The 16,145-nt window shown below is 69.7% G+C and carries 19 protein-coding genes; 10 read left to right on the top strand and 9 right to left on the bottom strand.

Annotation, left to right across the window (positions count from 1 at the left end):
- Window positions 1-12 precede the first annotated feature (12 nt).
- The 5 genes from QR64_RS12775 (at window position 13) to QR64_RS12755 (ending at window position 3,846) form a co-directional block, all read left to right on the top strand.
- Window positions 13-489 carry a helix-turn-helix domain-containing protein gene (locus QR64_RS12775; RefSeq protein WP_006552384.1) on the top strand — a complete coding sequence of 159 codons (477 nt, stop codon included), beginning with the start codon at window positions 13-15 and terminating at the stop codon, window positions 487-489.
- Window positions 486-1,400: a hypothetical protein gene (locus QR64_RS12770; RefSeq protein ID WP_024101751.1), complete on the top strand. Its 915-nt coding sequence runs from the start codon at window positions 486-488 to the stop codon at window positions 1,398-1,400. The genes QR64_RS12775 and QR64_RS12770 overlap by 4 nt, the downstream gene beginning before the upstream one ends.
- A gap of 64 nt (window positions 1,401-1,464) precedes the next feature.
- Window positions 1,465-1,755, top strand: a complete 291-nt coding sequence (locus QR64_RS12765) for a DUF2516 family protein (protein WP_024101750.1) — start codon at window positions 1,465-1,467, stop codon at window positions 1,753-1,755.
- Between the two features lie 89 nt (window positions 1,756-1,844).
- Entirely contained in the window at window positions 1,845-2,768 is a 924-nt protein-coding gene (locus tag QR64_RS12760; RefSeq protein WP_006552381.1) for an AurF N-oxygenase family protein, read from the top strand.
- A 40-nt stretch (window positions 2,769-2,808) separates the two neighbouring features.
- Window positions 2,809-3,846: an alpha/beta fold hydrolase gene (locus QR64_RS12755; protein ID WP_039585415.1), complete on the top strand. Its 1,038-nt coding sequence runs from the start codon at window positions 2,809-2,811 to the stop codon at window positions 3,844-3,846.
- Between the two features lie 95 nt (window positions 3,847-3,941).
- On the opposite strand, the gene purU is transcribed toward QR64_RS12755, so the two are convergent.
- From purU to QR64_RS12740, 3 genes are all read right to left on the bottom strand, one after another.
- Window positions 3,942-4,829 carry a formyltetrahydrofolate deformylase gene (gene purU / locus QR64_RS12750; protein ID WP_006552379.1) on the bottom strand — a complete coding sequence of 296 codons (888 nt, stop codon included), beginning with the start codon at window positions 4,827-4,829 and terminating at the stop codon, window positions 3,942-3,944.
- Between the two features lie 76 nt (window positions 4,830-4,905).
- Complete coding sequence (locus QR64_RS12745; protein WP_006552377.1) at window positions 4,906-5,778, bottom strand: class I SAM-dependent methyltransferase; 873 nt, start codon at window positions 5,776-5,778, stop codon at window positions 4,906-4,908.
- Window positions 5,775-6,308, bottom strand: coding sequence for a GNAT family N-acetyltransferase (locus tag QR64_RS12740; RefSeq protein ID WP_039585414.1), 534 nt, complete (start codon window positions 6,306-6,308; stop codon window positions 5,775-5,777). The genes QR64_RS12745 and QR64_RS12740 overlap by 4 nt, the downstream gene beginning before the upstream one ends.
- Before the next feature lie 194 nt (window positions 6,309-6,502).
- On the opposite strand from QR64_RS12740, the gene deoC reads away from it, so the two are divergent.
- The gene (gene deoC / locus QR64_RS12735; protein ID WP_019291175.1) at window positions 6,503-7,168 is read left to right on the top strand and encodes a deoxyribose-phosphate aldolase; all 666 of its coding nucleotides are present in this window, start codon (window positions 6,503-6,505) and stop codon (window positions 7,166-7,168) included.
- Window positions 7,169-7,206: 38 nt separating this feature from the next.
- Here deoC and QR64_RS12730 read toward each other — a convergent pair whose 3' ends face one another.
- Entirely contained in the window at window positions 7,207-7,959 is a 753-nt protein-coding gene (locus QR64_RS12730) for a DUF2993 domain-containing protein (protein WP_006552374.1), read from the bottom strand.
- Between the two features lie 104 nt (window positions 7,960-8,063).
- On the opposite strand from QR64_RS12730, the gene QR64_RS12725 reads away from it, so the two are divergent.
- Window positions 8,064-8,681 carry a type IV toxin-antitoxin system AbiEi family antitoxin gene (locus tag QR64_RS12725; RefSeq protein WP_006552373.1) on the top strand — a complete coding sequence of 206 codons (618 nt, stop codon included), beginning with the start codon at window positions 8,064-8,066 and terminating at the stop codon, window positions 8,679-8,681.
- A gap of 35 nt (window positions 8,682-8,716) precedes the next feature.
- Here QR64_RS12725 and QR64_RS12720 read toward each other — a convergent pair whose 3' ends face one another.
- From QR64_RS12720 to QR64_RS12710, 3 genes are all read right to left on the bottom strand, one after another.
- Window positions 8,717-9,526 carry a methylase gene (locus tag QR64_RS12720; RefSeq protein ID WP_039585412.1) on the bottom strand — a complete coding sequence of 270 codons (810 nt, stop codon included), beginning with the start codon at window positions 9,524-9,526 and terminating at the stop codon, window positions 8,717-8,719.
- 3 nt (window positions 9,527-9,529) lie between these two features.
- Window positions 9,530-10,030 carry a DUF2505 domain-containing protein gene (locus tag QR64_RS12715; RefSeq protein WP_033096127.1) on the bottom strand — a complete coding sequence of 167 codons (501 nt, stop codon included), beginning with the start codon at window positions 10,028-10,030 and terminating at the stop codon, window positions 9,530-9,532.
- A gap of 75 nt (window positions 10,031-10,105) precedes the next feature.
- Entirely contained in the window at window positions 10,106-10,615 is a 510-nt protein-coding gene (locus tag QR64_RS12710) for a DUF2505 domain-containing protein (protein WP_006552370.1), read from the bottom strand.
- Window positions 10,616-10,638: 23 nt separating this feature from the next.
- Between QR64_RS12710 and QR64_RS12705 the strand changes: the two genes are divergently transcribed.
- Entirely contained in the window at window positions 10,639-11,733 is a 1,095-nt protein-coding gene (locus tag QR64_RS12705; RefSeq protein ID WP_082937742.1) for a UDP-N-acetylmuramate dehydrogenase, read from the top strand.
- A gap of 143 nt (window positions 11,734-11,876) precedes the next feature.
- Here the strand turns inward: QR64_RS12705 and QR64_RS12700 are convergent, their stop codons facing one another.
- Window positions 11,877-12,626: an SDR family NAD(P)-dependent oxidoreductase gene (locus QR64_RS12700; protein WP_006552368.1), complete on the bottom strand. Its 750-nt coding sequence runs from the start codon at window positions 12,624-12,626 to the stop codon at window positions 11,877-11,879.
- 83 nt (window positions 12,627-12,709) lie between these two features.
- On the opposite strand from QR64_RS12700, the gene QR64_RS12695 reads away from it, so the two are divergent.
- Together QR64_RS12695 and QR64_RS12690 are read left to right on the top strand one after the other, a co-directional pair.
- Entirely contained in the window at window positions 12,710-13,387 is a 678-nt protein-coding gene (locus QR64_RS12695; protein WP_033096125.1) for a TetR/AcrR family transcriptional regulator, read from the top strand.
- 282 nt (window positions 13,388-13,669) lie between these two features.
- Entirely contained in the window at window positions 13,670-14,995 is a 1,326-nt protein-coding gene (locus QR64_RS12690; RefSeq protein ID WP_039585408.1) for an ROK family transcriptional regulator, read from the top strand.
- 14 nt (window positions 14,996-15,009) lie between these two features.
- Here the strand turns inward: QR64_RS12690 and QR64_RS25870 are convergent.
- Window positions 15,010-16,093 (bottom strand): tocopherol cyclase family protein (locus QR64_RS25870; protein ID WP_152640954.1); only part of this gene is annotated, 1,084 nt, incomplete at its 3' end.
- Window positions 16,094-16,145 lie beyond the last annotated feature (52 nt).

Genomic DNA, 16,145 nt, shown 5'->3' with positions numbered 1-16,145 from the left:
AGACTGGTCGGTGTGTCCACGGAACCAGATCCGATCGAGGGCTCGGACACGCCGGACGACAGCGCCGGACCGGGGGATATCGCCGTTCGGGTGGTCAACAACGCCGCCCAGGACATCGGTGCCTTCATTCGGTCGCAGCGCGAGGCTGCACAGGTGTCGCTCCGCCAGTTGTCGCAACTGGCCGGTGTCAGCAACCCGTACCTGAGCCAGATCGAACGGGGCCTGCGCAAGCCGTCCGCGGAAGTGCTCGCCCAGATCGCCAAGGGGTTGCGGCTCTCGGCCGAGGTTCTCTACGTGCGAGCGGGGATCCTCGAGCATCGAGCGGAGAGCGCCGTGCGCGACGCGGTGCTCGTCGACACCGTTCTCACCGAGCGGCAGAAGCAGGTCCTGCTCGACATCTACGACTCGTTCTGCCGAGAGAACCAGCAGAACACCGGCGAGGCCCGGCCCGACCATCCGACAGACTTCGACGAGGAGAAAACTCCATGACCGATCCCACCAACATCCGTACCTCCCTCTACGCCGCGGTCGGTGCCGGCGACGCCGTCGTCCAGGCCGTCGCCGACCTCGTGGCCCAGGCGCGCCGACGTGCGGAGACCAACCGCACCGAGGTGGCCGAGCGGGTCGAGACCGCCCGCGACCGCTTCGCGACCCTGCCCGCCGATCTCACCGAGACCGTCGAGTCCCTCCGCGAGCGTCTCGCCGAACTCCCGGCCGAGCTGCCCGAGGAGATCGCGGAGCTGCGCGAGCGCTTCAGCACCGAGGAGCTGCGCAAGGTCGCCGAGGCGTACCTGAAGGTCGCCTCCGACCTCTACACCGCACTTGCCGAGCGCGGTGAGGAGACCATCGAGCGTCTGCGCTCCCAGCCGGCCCTCGAGGACGGCCTCGGTCGCGCCGAAGCCGTGCTCGGCGACGCCGCCGACCTCACCGAGGAAGCCCTCGGGACGGTGGCCCGCCGGACCCGCGAGGTCGGCGAGCAGGCCGCTAAGCTCGCGGGTCGCGCGGCCGGCCGCATCTCCGAGACGAGCGACGAGGTGAGCGAGGCCGTGTCCGACGCCGGCGACAAGGCCGCCGAGCGCGTCGTCGAGCTCGGTGAGCGTGCCGAAGAGACGGGCTCCGAGACCGCCGGACGGGTCGAGTCGGCCCGCGGCGAGGTCCGCGAAGCGGCCGACAAGGCTGCGGAGAAGGTCGAGTCGGTGGCCACCCCGGTCGAGCCGGTCGAGGTCACCCCGGCCAAGGCTCCGGCCAAGAAGACTCCCGCCAAGGCTCCGGCGAAGGCCCCGGCCAAGACGGTTGCCAAGACGCCCGCCGCCAAGGCTCCGGCCAAGACCGCCGCCAAGACCCCGGCGAAGAAGACCCCTGCCAAGAAGGCGGCTCCGCGCAAGACCAGCGGTTCCTGACCTGCAGTGATCGATCGGCCCTCGTGCGAACTCGCACGAGGGCCGATTCTCGTAGACTGGTGTGGTGACCAATGTCGATTCACTTGCCGGTCTGATCATCCTCGCGCTGCAGATCATCGCCATCGCCGGGGCGGGATTCGCGCTGTTCCACGTCGTGCGTCAGCCCGCCGAGGCGTTTCCGGCCGTCGACAAGCTGACCAAGCCCGTCTGGCTCGGCATCCTCGTGGCCGCGTTGCTCGTCCTCGTCGTCTTCGGCGCGGTGGGTCTGCTCGGGATCATCGCGGTCGTCGCCGTGTGCGTGTACCTCGTGGACGTCCGTCCGCGGGTCGAGGAGGTCCAGCGCCCTCGGTGGTAGGGGGTCGGGCCTCCCTTTCGCTTGACAAGTGTGATCCAGATAATGACACTTCGGGTAACGGATAATTTTCCGAGACGAGGTGATCGGCGATGACGCTCCTGCGAAAGCACGACAGCCTGCCGGGTGAACACTCCACGGATCACCGGCAGGAGACCGCGCAACGCCTGCTCGATTCGTCGGCGCGGCTCTCCTACGATCCCGAGCTCGAGATCGACTGGGACGCGCCGCTCGTGGACGGCAAGTACGGCATGACCCCGGAGTGGTGCAGTCTCTACGGCACCGACCTGTGGGAACGCATGTCGGAGGACCAGCGCATCACCCTCACCGAGCACGAGGCCGCGAGCATCGCCGGCACCGGGATCTGGTTCGAGATGATCCTCATGCAGATGCTCGTCCGCGATCTCTACCGGCACGATCCGGCAACCCCCTACGTGCAGTTCGGGCTCACCGAGATCGCCGACGAATGCCGGCACTCGATCATGTTCGCGCGGTCGGCGCAGCGATACGGCATCCCCTCCTACCGGCCCAAGCGTTGGATCCGCGAGACCGGCCGGCTGTTCAAGGCCGTCGCGCGCGGCGCCCTCGCCTACGGCGGCACCCTGTTCGCCGAGGAGATCCTCGACATGATGCAGCGCGATTTCATGCGCGACGAGCGGGTGCAGCCCATCACCCGGACGGTGAGTCACGTCCACGTCGTGGAGGAGTCGCGGCACATCCGGTACGCCCGCGAGGAGACACGCAGGCGCTCGGCCCGGCTCGGACGTCTCGAGCGGGCATGGATCCGGATCCATCTCGGGGTGAGCGCGTACTTCGTCGTCACCAGCCTCGTGAACGACCAGGTCTACGCCGCGGCCGGACTCGACGTCGCCGAAGCGAAGAAGGCCGCGCAGGAGAACAGGCACTACCACGACAAGCTCCGTCAGGGCACTCGCCGCACGGTCGAGTTCCTCGACGAGGTGGGACTGATCGGCGGTCCGTCCACTCTGCTTCTGCGTCGCGCGCACGTCCTGTGACGTCGCGCTGCTCCACCGAACCGACAGGAGAATTCCACCCGTGAGAAAGCCGTCCCCGACCGCGTCGATCGCCGCGGGCTCGATCGTCCTCGCTGCCGCGGCGACCACCGCCGTGCTCGTCCGCCGGCGTCGTCGGACGGTCGTCCGTACCGAGGACGTCGCCCCGCACGAGCTGCTGCGCGAACCGGAACTCGAACCCGAGATCCTCGACGTCCGCGCCGACGACGGTGCCCGGCTCAACGTGCTCGCCTACGGCGACGCGGACGCTCCCGTGCTGGTGTTCTGCCACGGCTGGACGTGCAACGCCGCGTACTGGACCCCGCAGATCAACGCCTTCGCGGAGAACTACCGGGTGGTGGTCTACGACCAGCGCGGGCACGGCGACAGCGAGGCCGGGGCGCGGACGCTGGGAGCAGACGTGCTCGCCGACGATCTCCGGACGGTCCTCGACGCTGTGGTCCGGCCCGGTTCGAAGGCCGTGCTCACAGGTCACAGCATGGGCGGGATGAGCATCATCGCGTGGGCCGAGAAGTACCCGGAGAACGTCGGCCGCACGGTCGCAGGCGTGCTGCTCGCGAGCACCGGCACCGACCGGCTGGTCGCGGACTCGGCGATCGTGCCGCTGCCGCAACGCTTCCCGCGGGTGCCGGTGCCCGTCGCGAGCCGGCTCATGGGTACGACCGTCCCGTTGGCGGCGTCCCCGGTGACGACGCGGGCCCTGCGCTACGTGGCCCTGTCGCCCGGTGCGAGCGCCGCCGAGGTGCAGTTCTGCGAGAAGATCGTGCTCGGCTGCCCGCCGCGCACGCGGGGCGGCTGGGGCAGGGCACTGAGTGCCCTCGACATCCGTGAGGGTCTGCGCAATCTCACCGTGCCGACGACGGTGCTGGTCGGCACCGCCGACCGTCTCACCCCGCCTGTCCACGCCCGGCGTCTCGCCGAGGAACTCGACCGTGCGGGCAACCTCGAACGTTTCGTGGTGCTCGACGGCATCGGCCACATGAGCTCGGTCGAAGCGATCGACCGGTTCGACGAGGAGCTCGCGCACCTTGTCGAACGAGCCGGTGTGCCCGTCGGCTGAGCCGATCACTCGCACGCACGTCGGCTGAGCCGATCACCCACGCACGAAAGACCGGTCCATCCGCTCGCGGGTGGACCGGTTTCGGCTCGGGGGATCTACCGGAAGACGACGGTCTTACTGTCGTGCACCAGCACCCGATCCTCGAGGTGCCAGCGCAGACCGCGCGAGAGGACCAGCTTCTCGACGTCGCGGCCCTGACGGACCATGTCGCTGACGCTGTCGCTGTGACTGACGCGGATGACGTCCTGCTCGATGATCGGGCCCGCGTCGAGTTCGGCGGTGACGTAGTGGCAGGTCGCGCCGATGAGCTTCACGCCGCGCGTGAAGGCCTGGTGGTAGGGCCGTGCGCCGATGAACGACGGCAGGAAACTGTGGTGGATGTTGATCGCGCGGCCGGCCCAGTGCTCGCACAGTTCCTCCGGGAGCACCTGCATGAACCGGGCGAGGACCACCGCGTGCGGGTCGTGGGCGTCGACGAGCTTGCGGACCTGCTCGAAAGCCGGTCCGCGCTCGGCGGGATCCTTCGGGAACGACACGTAGTGGAAGGTGATGCCGTGTCGCTGCGCGACCGGTTCGAGATCGCGATGGTTGCCGATGACCGCGCAGATCTCGGCGTCGAGTTCCCCTGCGGCGACCCGTCCGAGGATGTCGTGCAGGCAGTGCCCTTCCTTGCTGACGAGCAGCACGACGCGCTTGCGCTTGCCGGTGTCGGAGAGCGTCCATTCGGTCTGCGGGCCGATGTCGGCGGCGACGCTCGCGAACTTCTCGCGCAGCTCGTCGAGTCCGAACGGGATCGACGACGCCCGGACGGCCTGCCGGGTGAAGAACCAACCGGTGTCTTGATCGGCGTGGTAGGCCGCCTCGACGATCGAACCACCGACCTCCGCGAGGAAGGTCGCGATGCGGGCGACGATCCCGGTGGTGTCCGGGCAGCCCAGGGTCAGAACGTAACGTCGATCGTCGGCGGATGAGGCGAGCGTCATGCCCCGATTCTCTCAGGTGACACACGGCGTCCTACTTCCGGTCGGCCCTGCTCCCGGTAGACCCTGTCTCCGGTCGTCAGCCCGAGACCGGAGGACGTCGAACCGTACCCGTGGCGACGAGAGTGGTCGCATCGATCGTGCGCAGTCCGCGTGCGGTGACCTCCTCGGCGATCTGCTGCCGCACCGCCGCCACCTGCCCGGAGTCGAGCCCGGTCAGCACCGCGCGCAAACCGGTGCCCGTTACGAGCGACCAGCACAACTCCTCCGTCGCCGGAAGGAGATTCGACAGGGTGCGGACCTCCACGGAATCGGTTCCGGCGTCCGCGAGCCACGCCTCGAGTGTGTCCGGAGTGTCGATCCGGTGCAGGGGTGTGCGGTCGCGCAGGACGCCGCGCTCGCGCAGCCCGGGGGAGTAGCGCGACGCGACATCGAACACGATCGACGAGAACTCCTCCATCGCGCCGCGTCGCCAGACCGTCACGCCGGCGCGTCCGCCCTGCCTCACGAGCGAGACCAGACGCCAGAAGGTTCGGTCCATGTCCGGGAGGAAGAACACCCCGTAGGAGATCGACAGCACGTCGTAGCCGGCGTCGGGTACGTCCGACGGTGCCTCCCACTGCGAGGCGTCCGCACAGACGAATTCGATGTTCTTCAGGCCGCGGCGTTCCGCGGTCAGGCGGCCGTGTTCGAGCATCTTGTCGGCGACGTCGACGCCGTGGACGAGACCTTCGGGTCCGACGGCGGCGGCGGCGGGAAGCGCGGACGATCCCGTTCCGCAACACGCGTCGAGCACCGCCTCGTCGGGGGCGACGCCGAGCTGGAAGACCAGTGCCTGCCCGGCCGGTCCCCACACCGTCGGGGTCAGCTCGTCGAAATCCCCGCTCGCCGCGTCGAAGGTGCGTGCGGTCTCGGCGGAATCGGCCCAGGGGTTCTCGGGATCGTCGTTCATGCCTGCTCCTCGAAGGCGTAGAATGGCTCGGCGTACCGAAAGGTGCCCCGCAGCTCGGGGTCGTGTGCCGTGAGCGCCCGTGCCTGGAAGTGGGACGCCCACTCCTCGACGTCGGGGGAGATCCCGAGTTCGGCGGCGGGCACGAAACCGAAGCGGGGGTAGTAGTCGGGATGTCCGAGCAGGAGCACGATCGACTCGTCCAGGGCATCCGCCGCACCGAGCACGGCGTGCATGAGAGTGGCGCCCACGCCGGAGCGCTGGAAATCGGGACGGACACCGAGTGGACCGAGGCCCAGGGCAGGGGTGGCGCCGACGTGACCCCGGGTGGCGACGACCTGGCCGACGATCGCGCCCGAGGCGTCCTCGGCCACGAGCGACAACGGCGGCAGCCATGCGTCGCTCGCCCGCAACGACGCGACCAGACCGGGCTCGACCGGCTCGCGACCTTCCGGGGCGAACGGCGCGAAGGCGGCGCGATGCACGTCGGCGGTCGCACGGACGTCGGCGGGGAGTTCTCGACGGATCAGCACGCGATCATTGTCGTGGCCGAAGCGGTGCGGCGGTATCGAATTATCGCCGTCTGCTGTTCCTCCGGACCACCACGACGGCCACAACTGCGACGAGAAGCGCGATCACCAGGATTTCCATGGGAATCGACTACCCGGCACGGGGCGAAGCCTGCTGAGCACGGCCGTCGGATCTCGCCGTGTGGAAAGCTGCAGTCATGTCCGGAACTACGTTGACCCGCGCGCAGGTCGCGTCGATGATCGACCACACCCTCCTCAAGCCCGAAGCGTCCTCGCAGGACGTGCGGGCCCTCGTCGACGAAGCCGTCGAACTCGGCGTGTACGCGGTGTGCGTGTCGCCGTCGATGCTGCCCCTGCGGGCCGAGGGGGTCACGGTCGCGACGGTCGTCGGTTTCCCTTCCGGCAAGCACCATTCCCTCATCAAGGGCGCCGAGGCGCGACTCGCCGTCGACGAGGGCGCACGCGAGATCGACATGGTGATCGACGTGGGCGCAGCGGTGGCCGGCGACTACAACGCCGTCCTCGCCGACATCCTCACCGTGCGTGAAGCGATCGGTTTCGACCCTGTCCTCAAGGTCATCATCGAATCCGCGGTGCTCTCCGACGAGGCGATCGTCGAGGTGTGCCGCGCCGCGGAGAAGGCCGGGGCGAACTTCGTGAAGACCTCCACCGGTTTCCATCCCGCGGGTGGCGCCACCACCCACGCGGTCGCGCTCATGGCGGAGACGGTGGGCGGCAAGCTCGGCATCAAGGCGAGCGGCGGCATCCGCACCGCCGAGGACGCGGTCGCAATGATCGAGGCCGGAGCGACGCGACTCGGACTGTCCGGCAGCCGCGCGGTGCTGGACGGGCTGCAGAGCTGACGACAGCTCTCGACGGTCTGCCGGACCGGCCTCCTCGCTCACGACAGGAGGCCGCAGCTGCCCTCCTGCTGTTGCTGCTGCTGTCCCTGCGGGGCCTCCGGCAGCACGAAGCGGCCACCCTCGAGGCGGAGATCGATACCGCTGTCGGTGACGTTCACCTCGGTGGCCTGCATACCCAGCGGGTACTGCTGCAGACCCGAGGTCAGGATCTCCACGACGCCGTCGACGAGGGCCGTCGGGAGCCCGATGCCGAGGATCGTCGCGTCGGTCGTCTCGACCGTCACCACACCGCCGTTCACCACCGGTCGCGCGGTGAACTCCGCGAGACCCTGGCCGCCGACCGTGAACGTCAGGGTGCCCGCGTTCTCGTCGGCCATGACATCGGTGACGAGGCCGCCGACCGACTGGCTCTGCACGGTCGCGAGGATCCCGGAGGTGGGCCACGAGACGTCGGCACTCGAGCTGCCGATGGTGCCGGCGCCCTCGGCGGAGTCGCGCAGGTCGACGTCGTTGACCTCGGCGTGCACCTGCATCTGCTGGGCCGGACCGAAGGCGGTGTCGTCGCTGTCGAGAGCGACCGAGGGAACCTGCCGGTCGAGCAGCTGGAGCAACACCGGCTTCCAGCTCAGGTCGACGTCGACTCCCGTGCCGAGCTCGCTCTCGAAGGACTGGGCGAGGCAGGCCGTCGCGCGGTTGCGGACGTAGACCTCCGCGCCCACCAGGACTGCGACCAGCGCCGCGACGAGAACGACGGCGATCGTGACGGTGCGGTTGCGCTTCCGTTGCGTCATGGTCGCCGATTCTTCCGGACGACGCTGAGGATCGACTGAGCACACGGCCACAGGATGAGGAAAATATGTGAGGTGTACCACATTCTTCGGCTACGCTGGGCGCCATGACAGGGTGGACGGATTCAGGTTACGACGCAACCGGGCGGGCCGATGCCGACGACTCGCTGCGGCGCCTCGCCGCCACACAAGCCGGGTTCTTCACCGCACGCCAGGCCGTCGGTCACGGAATAGCAGCTCACGACTTCGCGGAACGCATCGAGGCGGGACTGTGGATCCGCGTCGAGACCGAACTGTTCCGCCTCAGCGACAGCCCACGGACGAAGTTCGACGAATTCGCCCAATGGTGCACCTGGTACGAGGGGGAAGCGGTCGTCTCGCACCAGAGCGCCGCCGACCTGCACGGCATGGGCCACCTGCAGCCCCGCTTCCTGCACCTGTCCACACCCGACCAGCGCACCGTGCCGAGCAACCGGCTCGCGCTGCATCACCGGACGCTGGCAGAGGAGGACTGCGAGGTCGTCGGGGCCTTCCGGATCACCACACCCGCCCGCACCGCGGTCGACCTCGCGGCCGGCGGCGTGTCCCAGGAAGTGCTCGACGAACTCGTCGGCGACGCGATCGCGCTCGGCCGGGTCGACTCCGACCAGCTGCACGCCGCCGTGGCGAACCAGCCGGCCGCGGTGGCCGACCGGATCGAGCTCGCGCTCCTCGCCGCGGGCTGACCGACCGGAGCGACGACGAACTCGGACAGACGGTCTCAGACCGCGACCAGCTCGGATGCGACGGATGCGCCGGCGGGCGCGACCGCGTCCCATGGCACCGTCAGCACGCAGTCACGCAGACGGCGGCGGGGCGGAGACACCGGGAAGCCCTGATCCCGCAGCAGCTCGAGCGTCGCCTTCCATCGGATCCGCGGCCCGAACGCCGCGTGCGGAGCGCTACTCGCCCACGCCCGGTCAGCCGCGCGGAGCAGCGCGTGGATCGGCTCGCCCGGGACGTTCCGGTGGATCAGCGCCTTCGGCAGCCGTTCGGCGACGTCGGACGGTCTCTCCACGTGGAACGGGCTCCACGCCAGGGTCAGCGAACGGGGACCGTGCTCGTCGAGGAGCACCCAGGCGCAGCGCCGGCCCAGCTCGTCGCACGTGCCGTCGATGAGCAGGCCGCCGGGAGCGAGACCGGAACGCAGGTGCGCCCACGCCGGTTCGACCGCCTCCTCCGGATACTGCCGGAGCACGTTGAAGGCCCGGACCAGGGTCGGGCGCAGGCCCGCGAGCTCGAAGCCGCCCCGGGCGAACTCGACACCGTCGCGGCCCGGGACCACACGGTCCGGATCGATCTCGAGACCGACCACGCGCAGATCGCTGCGGACCCGACGCAGGCGCGCGGCGAGTTCGAGGGTCGTCACCGGCATGGCGCCGTAACCCAGATCGACCACCAGCGGGTCGGTGGCGTGCGTCAACGCCCTCATGATGTGGGGGTCGTGCATCGCCCAGCGGTCGCTGCGGCGCAGCCTGTTGATGCCGGTGGTGCCGCGCGTGACGACACCGACGGGTCCTCGATTCCGCACGCGCTACCGACCGGCGAGCCAGTCGGCGGTGATGGCCGCTTCGGTGCGGAACACGTCGACGAGATTGGTGAGGATGAGTTCTTCGAGTTTGCCGCCGACGAACGGGATGTGCACCTTGGCCTCGGAGGTGGTGCGGAGCGTGGCGCCGTGGTCGTCGCCGAAGAGCTCCATCGTGCCCGTGAGGCTGCCCGGACCGCCGGGGATCGACGCCTGGTAGGTGCCGGTCGCGCCGTCGGTGAACGGCCCGTAGTTCTCCTTGCGCGTGATGACCATGTCCTTCTTGATCACCGTGCGGGCGATCTCCGGCAGGTCGGAACGCGGCAGGACGTGGTGCAACACCAGCGCGATGCCCGATTCGGAGACCGTGAACTCGCGGACGTGGTTCTCCGAGTACTTGCGCATCTCGGTCATCCGCGCTTCCCAGTGGGCGGGGTCGGCGAGAGCCTCGTACACCCGCTCCGGTGGATGAGGGAAGCGGGCGGAGTAGTCGATACGCCGTGCCACGACCGGCCAGGTTACCGCGCCGGACGGCCTGCCCGGAAATCGCGACCGTCCACGGGGGAGCCCCGCGGGGTGCGATCAGGCCGAGTGATCCCCGTTCAACCACTGCTCGGTGAAGGTGCGCTCCGCGTCGAACAGCTCGACGAGCTGCTCGACGATCATCCCCTCGATCTTGGAACCGAGGAACGGGATCTTCACCTCGACGGTGCCCTCGATGACGACGGACGAGCCCGCGCCGTCGGCGATGAGCGTCATCCCACCGGTGACCTCGCCGGGCATGCCGTCGACGTGGGCCGAGAACCTGCCCTCGGCGCGGCCGTCGGCGAGCGCTCCCCACGATTCGTGACGCCGGATGACGAGATCGCCCGGGCGGAGGCTCGTGACCATGCTCGGCAGGTGTTCGGCCGGGATGGCCTGATGGAGGTCGAGCTCGATCGTGCCGTCGCCGGTGTCGGCGCGTTCGACCGCCGCACCCGGGCCACCGACCTCACGCAGCCGGGTCTGCCAGTACTGCGGATCGACGAACGCCGCGTGGACCGCAGCAGGCGGGGACGAGTAGTTCGCAGTGTGGTCGATAGGGCTGCCCATACGGGGCACGCTACCGTTTGCTGGTGCTTGATCCACGTACCAGGGCCCGGCTCGTCGAAACGGGAGCCACGGTGTCCGAGCAGGTGTCGCTGTCGGAATTCACGACCCTCCGGCTCGGTGGCCCCGCCCGGTATCTCGTCGAATGCACGTCCACCGCGTCGTTGATCGAGGTCGTGCGCCTGCTCGACGAGCAGGAAGTGCAGCTGCTGCTCCTCGCGGGTGGCTCCAACCTCGTGATCGGCGACGACGGCTTCGACGGCGTGGTGGTGCGTGTCGCGACCACCGGTGTCGACCTCCGCGACGACCACGTCCGGGTGGACGCGGGAGCCGAATGGGACGCCGTCGTCGCGGCCACCGTGGAGGCCGGCCTCGGCGGCCTCGAATGCCTGTCGGGCATCCCCGGCTCCACGGGAGCGACGCCGGTGCAGAACGTCGGCGCGTACGGCGTCGAGGTGGGCTCGATCCTGCGTCGCGTCCGCCTGTTCGACCGCGCCACCGGCCAGGACTCGTGGGCCGGCCCCGAGGCACTCGGTCTCGGCTACCGGACCAGCATCCTCAAGCACACCGACGCAGCGGTCGTCCTCGAGGTGGAACTGGACGTGCGGAGCGACGGTTCGTCCGCACCCCTCGCATACCGGGAGCTCGCTGTCGCGCTGGGTGCGGAGGAGGGCGAGCGCCGGCCGGCGGCGCAGGTACGCCAGCACGTGCTCGCGTTGCGCCGCAGCAAGGGCATGGTGCTCGACGCCGACGACCATGACACCTGGAGCGCCGGATCGTTCTTCACGAATCCCGTCGTCCCCGACGACCGCCTGCCGCAGGTGCTCGCGGCCATCGCGGCGAAGGTGGGGGAGGACGTGCGCATCCCGCAGTTCCCCGCGGACGGCGGCACCAAACTGTCGGCCGGATGGCTCATCGAGCGGGCCGGTTTCGTGAAGGGTTTCCCCAGCGCCGACGCACCGGCGCGGTTGTCGACGAAGCACACGCTGGCGCTCACCAACAGGGGAGCGGCATCGGCCGCGGACCTCGTGGCGCTGGCGCGGACGGTGCGCGACGGCGTCGAGGACGCCTTCGGGGTCCGTCTGCATCCCGAACCCGTCACCGTGAACTGCGTGATCTGACGGACGGCCCGCCCGTCGTCCCCGGTCGAACACCCCGAAGGCGGTGGCGGGATCGAAGACCAGCTCCCACCCACCCACGGTGACCGTGACAGTACCGACGGGGGTGGGCGCGACCGCCTCGCCGCGCCCACCACCGCGGTGGGTCAGTCGGTGACGCGGTGGAACCGGCCGGCATTGGCCTGGTCGCGCGGCTTGACGATGATCTGGTCGAGGTTGACATGCGACGGCCGCGACGCGACGAAGCCGATGATGTCGGCGATGTCCTGGGCGACGAGCGGGGTGATGCCCTCGTACACCTTGTCGGCCCGATCCTTGTCGCCCTCGAAGCGCACCAGCGAGAACTCGGTCTCGACCGCGCCCGGCGCGACTTCGGTGAGGCGGACGGGCTGTCCGAGCAGTTCGCCGCGCAGCGTGCGGTGCAGCACGGCCTGCGCGTGCTTCGCCGAGGTGTAGCCGGCGCCGTTGTCGTAGGCCTCGAAGGCCGCGACCGAGGTGATGGTGACGATCAGGCCGTCGCCCGAGGCGATGAGCTTGGGGATCAGCGCCTTGGTGATGCGCATGGTGCCGATGACGTTGGTCTCCCACATCCAGCGCCAGTCGTCCTCGACGGCCTCGGCCACCGGTGCGAGTCCCTTGGCGCCACCGGCGTTGTTGACCAGCACGTCGACCCGCGGCAGCACCGTGGTGAAAGCGTCGACCGAATCCTCGTCGGTGACGTCGAGCTCGAGCGCGGTACCGCCGATCTCGTCGGCGAGCTTCTGCAGGCGGTCGAGGCGGCGTGCGCCCACCACGACGTGGAAGCCCTGTGCGGCGAGCGTGCGGGCGGTCGCCTCGCCGATTCCGGAGGAGGCTCCGGTGACGACGGCGACGCGGGAATCGGGAGAGATGCTCATGGGGGCAATCGTAGTGTCGGGCACCGGATGCCGCCGCACGTCCCGGCCTGCGAAGTCCTTTCCGTGCGGCTACCCTGCGGCGTATGACCACCACCCGCGGTCGATACAGTTCGGGCGAACAGACCCGGATCCGGCTCGTCGAAGCCGCTGAGCGACTCTTCGCCCGCAGTGGATACGACGGGGTCACCCTCGCCGACATCCGCAAGGCCGCCGGACAGCACAACTCGTCCGTGGTCGGTTACTACTTCGGCACCAAGGAGGGGTTGCTCGAGGCGGTCTTCTCCCACCGGTTGCCCGCCCTGAACTCCCAGCGGGAAGCGCTCCTCGCCGAGATGCTGCGGACGCGGGAGACCCTCTCGGTCCGCGACCTGCTGTGGGTGATCATCCGCCCCCTGGCCGGCACGCTCGGCCGCAACAACCACTACGTCGCCTTCCTCGACCGGCTGTCGAACCACGACCGGTTCGCCGAGTGCTTCCGCGTCACCGGACCGACGGGAACCGAGAGCGGCCGCCGGTCCGACACCGCGCTACGGACCCTGCTCGGGCCGTTGCCCGACGATATCGCCGGGCAGCGTCTGCGGCTGGTCTACTCCGGCACCGTCGGTGCGCTGGCGCGGTGTCACCGTGCAGGCGAATCACCCACCACGGCAGAACTCGCCGCGCTCGTCGACGCATGGGAGGCGTTGTTGCTCGCCCCGGTGTCGGCGGAGACCGCGCACGCACGCGGGGACGTGCAGGAAGATTTCCCACCGGATCGGTGAGGATTGGACACGACGCGGTTCGGGCGATAGTTTGAGCGACATGTCAGTCGGCCACGCCTCCGCACCGCGGGTCACCTATGTGACCGCCGCGCTGGGATCACGGCTGCCTCTGGCGCGCGAACTCTGTTGTCGCTGCTGCGGAAAGTAACTCCGCACCGATCCCGCCCTCGTTGTGCGGGTCCGTCTCCGATCATGTTCTCCACGTCGGGGTCTCGGTGCGTCGATCGTCTCCCGCCCGTTCTCCGGTCATCACGTCCGGATCAGCAGCCAAGGATCAGCGCCGTGTCGGTTCCCACTCTCTCGCCGTCCGTTTCCCTTCCCTCGCGGTCGTCCGCGCCCCGTCGCGCCGCCGGTTCCGCCGTCCGTGGATCCACGCGTGCGACGGTCGTCCGTCCCCGCACCTCCCGTGTGTCGAGCCCCGTCAGGATCGTTCCGCCGGACCTGCGTATCGCCGACGGCACCGGGGCGTCGGTCTTCCGTGTCGCCGCCAACCGCGGCCCCGTCTCGCGCGACGTGATCGCCAAGGTCACCGGTGCGAGCATCGCCACCGTCAATCGTCAGGTGTCGGCCCTGCTCTCGGCAGGTCTGCTGCGTGAGCGCGCCGACCTGACCGAACCCGGCGCGGTCGGCCGGCCGCGTGTTCCCGTCGAGGTCGACCACGAGCGGTACCTGACGGTCGGCATTCACATCGGTGCCGTCACCACCGGCATCGTCGCCAGCGACCTGCGCGGTCGCATCATCGGCGCCGTCGAGGTCCCCACGCCGACCGGCGACCAGGACGCCGCGCTCGCGTCGATCACCGCGAGCGCCAAGGCCTTCGTCGGGCGGTGGCACCGCCGCGCCCCGTTGTGGGTCGGCGTCGCACTCGGCGGGCGGGTGGACTCGAACACCGCCGTCGTCACGCACCCGCGACTCGGCTGGGTCGACGCCCGGGTCGGCGCGATCGTCGGTGGCGGTATGGGGCTTCCGGTCTCGGTGGCCGCGCACGTCGAGGCGATGGCCGCCTCCGAACTGCTCCTCACCCCCGATCGCGACGCCCCCGAGGCCAAGGGCACCGGCCTGTACTTCTACGTTCGTGAGACGGCCGGTGTGGCAATCACTTTCGAGGGCAAGGTGCACACCCCTGCCGGCGGTCCGGGTTCGGTGACGCATTTCCCCACCGGTTCGTCGACCCGGTGCTCGTGCGGCGGCACGGGTTGCCTCGAGGCGACGGTGAGCGATCGGGCGGTCGTGCAGCGCGCGGTGGCCGAGGGCATCCTCGCCGACGGCGACAACACCATTCAGTCGCTCTACCGCCTCGCGCGCGGCGGTTCCGAGGCCGCCCACGGTCTGCTCGTCGAGCGGGCCACCGTGCTCGGCCGCACCGTCGGAATGCTGCGCGACCTGTTCAATCCCGACCGTGTGATTCTCGGCGGACAGGCCTTCACCGAGTACCCGGCCGCGGTTCCGCACGTCGCCCGCGCGTTCGCCGCGTCGACCACCCTGCCGCGCAAGGACATCCGCATCACCGGCTTCGGCAACCGGGTGCAGGCCCACGCCGCGGGTGTCGTCTCGCTCAGCTCGTTGTTCTCGGATCCGATCGCGGCGATGAAGCGCACCGAACTCTGAGCGATCCCGTCGGNGCGGGGCGTCCGTCGCGTCCGCAGCGGCGCCCCGCCGGTCGAGTTCCGCCCGGGCCCGGTCCAGCCCGCCGTGTTCGAGTGCGGCCGAGTGCGATTCGTCGGCCCACACCAGTTTCCCGCGTTCGTGGACCGTCACGGTCATGCGACCGCCGAGATGTTCGATCGAACCGGCGACGTTCCGTCGTTCCGCGGGCACGGGGACCGGCAGGACGTGTGCCGCTCCGAGGGGTGAACTTCCCGAGATCTCCACGCTCCAGCGGGCATTGCGGCCGCGCAGGTGCCAGCTCTCGTCGGTGACCGTCGCCCGGACCGGGGATGTGACGGGATTGCCCAGCCGCACGATGCGCCCGTCGGGTAGTGCGACGACGACCGCCGTGACCTCCGTGTGCAGCGGACCCGAATGCACCTGCCCGCCTGCGAACGCCACACACGCCTGCGGGTCGGCGAATCCCTGCGCCTGACCCCACCACCACGACTCGGGGAAACCACCCTTGCCCCAGTTCTTCTCGCCGTAGACCTGGGCGCCGGTCAGATCCCACTTCTCGTCGCCGAGGATCGCGTGCCCTTCCACCCGGCCGCCGAGCAGCCAGGAATGCCAGTACTGGTTGAGACCGGGGACGGAATGGAACACGCTCGACGCGCCGAAGCGGCGTCGCGGCCAGAGCCACAGATCCGACAACCGGATGTCGAGACGGGCGTCGTCGCCGAGATCCATCCACACGCGTTCGCTGTCGCCGCAGAAGACGTCGCCGGCCGATGCGCCGAGCCGATCGGGATCGGAAGCGGCCACCGGATGCGCGGCGGTGCGCAGGAAACCCCCGGGATGGGCGGCCAGACCGAGCGTCGCCCAGTGCGAGCCGGGCCCTCCCGAGTCGTCCGCACGGTTTACGCCGCACAGAGCGATGACGACGCGGCCGGTTCCGGGCTGGGTGAAGCGCCAGAAGTAACCCTCCATCGCGACGCCGTGCGCGGCGAGAGGATTCCCGAAGGGCAGATCCGCTCCCGACGCGCGGTAGCGGGTCCACAGATTCCTCGGTGAGAGTTCCTTCGGTGAGAGCCGCCCGTGTCGTTCGTGCACCGCCATGCCCGCTCCGTTCCGTAGATCCGTCCTGTCCGTTCCCCGGATGTACCAAGCA

Source organism: Rhodococcus sp. Chr-9 (assembly GCF_000801125.1).
GTDB lineage: Bacteria > Actinomycetota > Actinomycetes > Mycobacteriales > Mycobacteriaceae > Rhodococcus > Rhodococcus pyridinivorans.
This window is presented reverse-complemented; position numbering and strand designations above follow the sequence as displayed.

What these genes read in the sequence shown, in the direction of transcription:
- QR64_RS12745 (WP_006552377.1), bottom strand. Translation starts at nt 5,778, where the DNA reads ATGAACGACGATCCCGAGAACCCCTGGGCCGATTCCGCCGAGACCGCA.
- deoC (WP_019291175.1), top strand. Translation starts at nt 6,503, where the DNA reads ATGTCCGGAACTACGTTGACCCGCGCGCAGGTCGCGTCGATGATCGAC.
- QR64_RS12725 (WP_006552373.1), top strand. Translation starts at nt 8,064, where the DNA reads ATGACAGGGTGGACGGATTCAGGTTACGACGCAACCGGGCGGGCCGAT.
- QR64_RS12695 (WP_033096125.1), top strand. Translation starts at nt 12,710, where the DNA reads ATGACCACCACCCGCGGTCGATACAGTTCGGGCGAACAGACCCGGATC.
- QR64_RS12760 (WP_006552381.1), top strand. Translation starts at nt 1,845, where the DNA reads ATGACGCTCCTGCGAAAGCACGACAGCCTGCCGGGTGAACACTCCACG.
- QR64_RS12730 (WP_006552374.1), bottom strand. Translation starts at nt 7,959, where the DNA reads ATGACGCAACGGAAGCGCAACCGCACCGTCACGATCGCCGTCGTTCTC.
- purU (WP_006552379.1), bottom strand. Translation starts at nt 4,829, where the DNA reads ATGACGCTCGCCTCATCCGCCGACGATCGACGTTACGTTCTGACCCTG.
- QR64_RS12710 (WP_006552370.1), bottom strand. Translation starts at nt 10,615, where the DNA reads ATGGGCAGCCCTATCGACCACACTGCGAACTACTCGTCCCCGCCTGCT.
- QR64_RS12700 (WP_006552368.1), bottom strand. Translation starts at nt 12,626, where the DNA reads ATGAGCATCTCTCCCGATTCCCGCGTCGCCGTCGTCACCGGAGCCTCC.
- QR64_RS12770 (WP_024101751.1), top strand. Translation starts at nt 486, where the DNA reads ATGACCGATCCCACCAACATCCGTACCTCCCTCTACGCCGCGGTCGGT.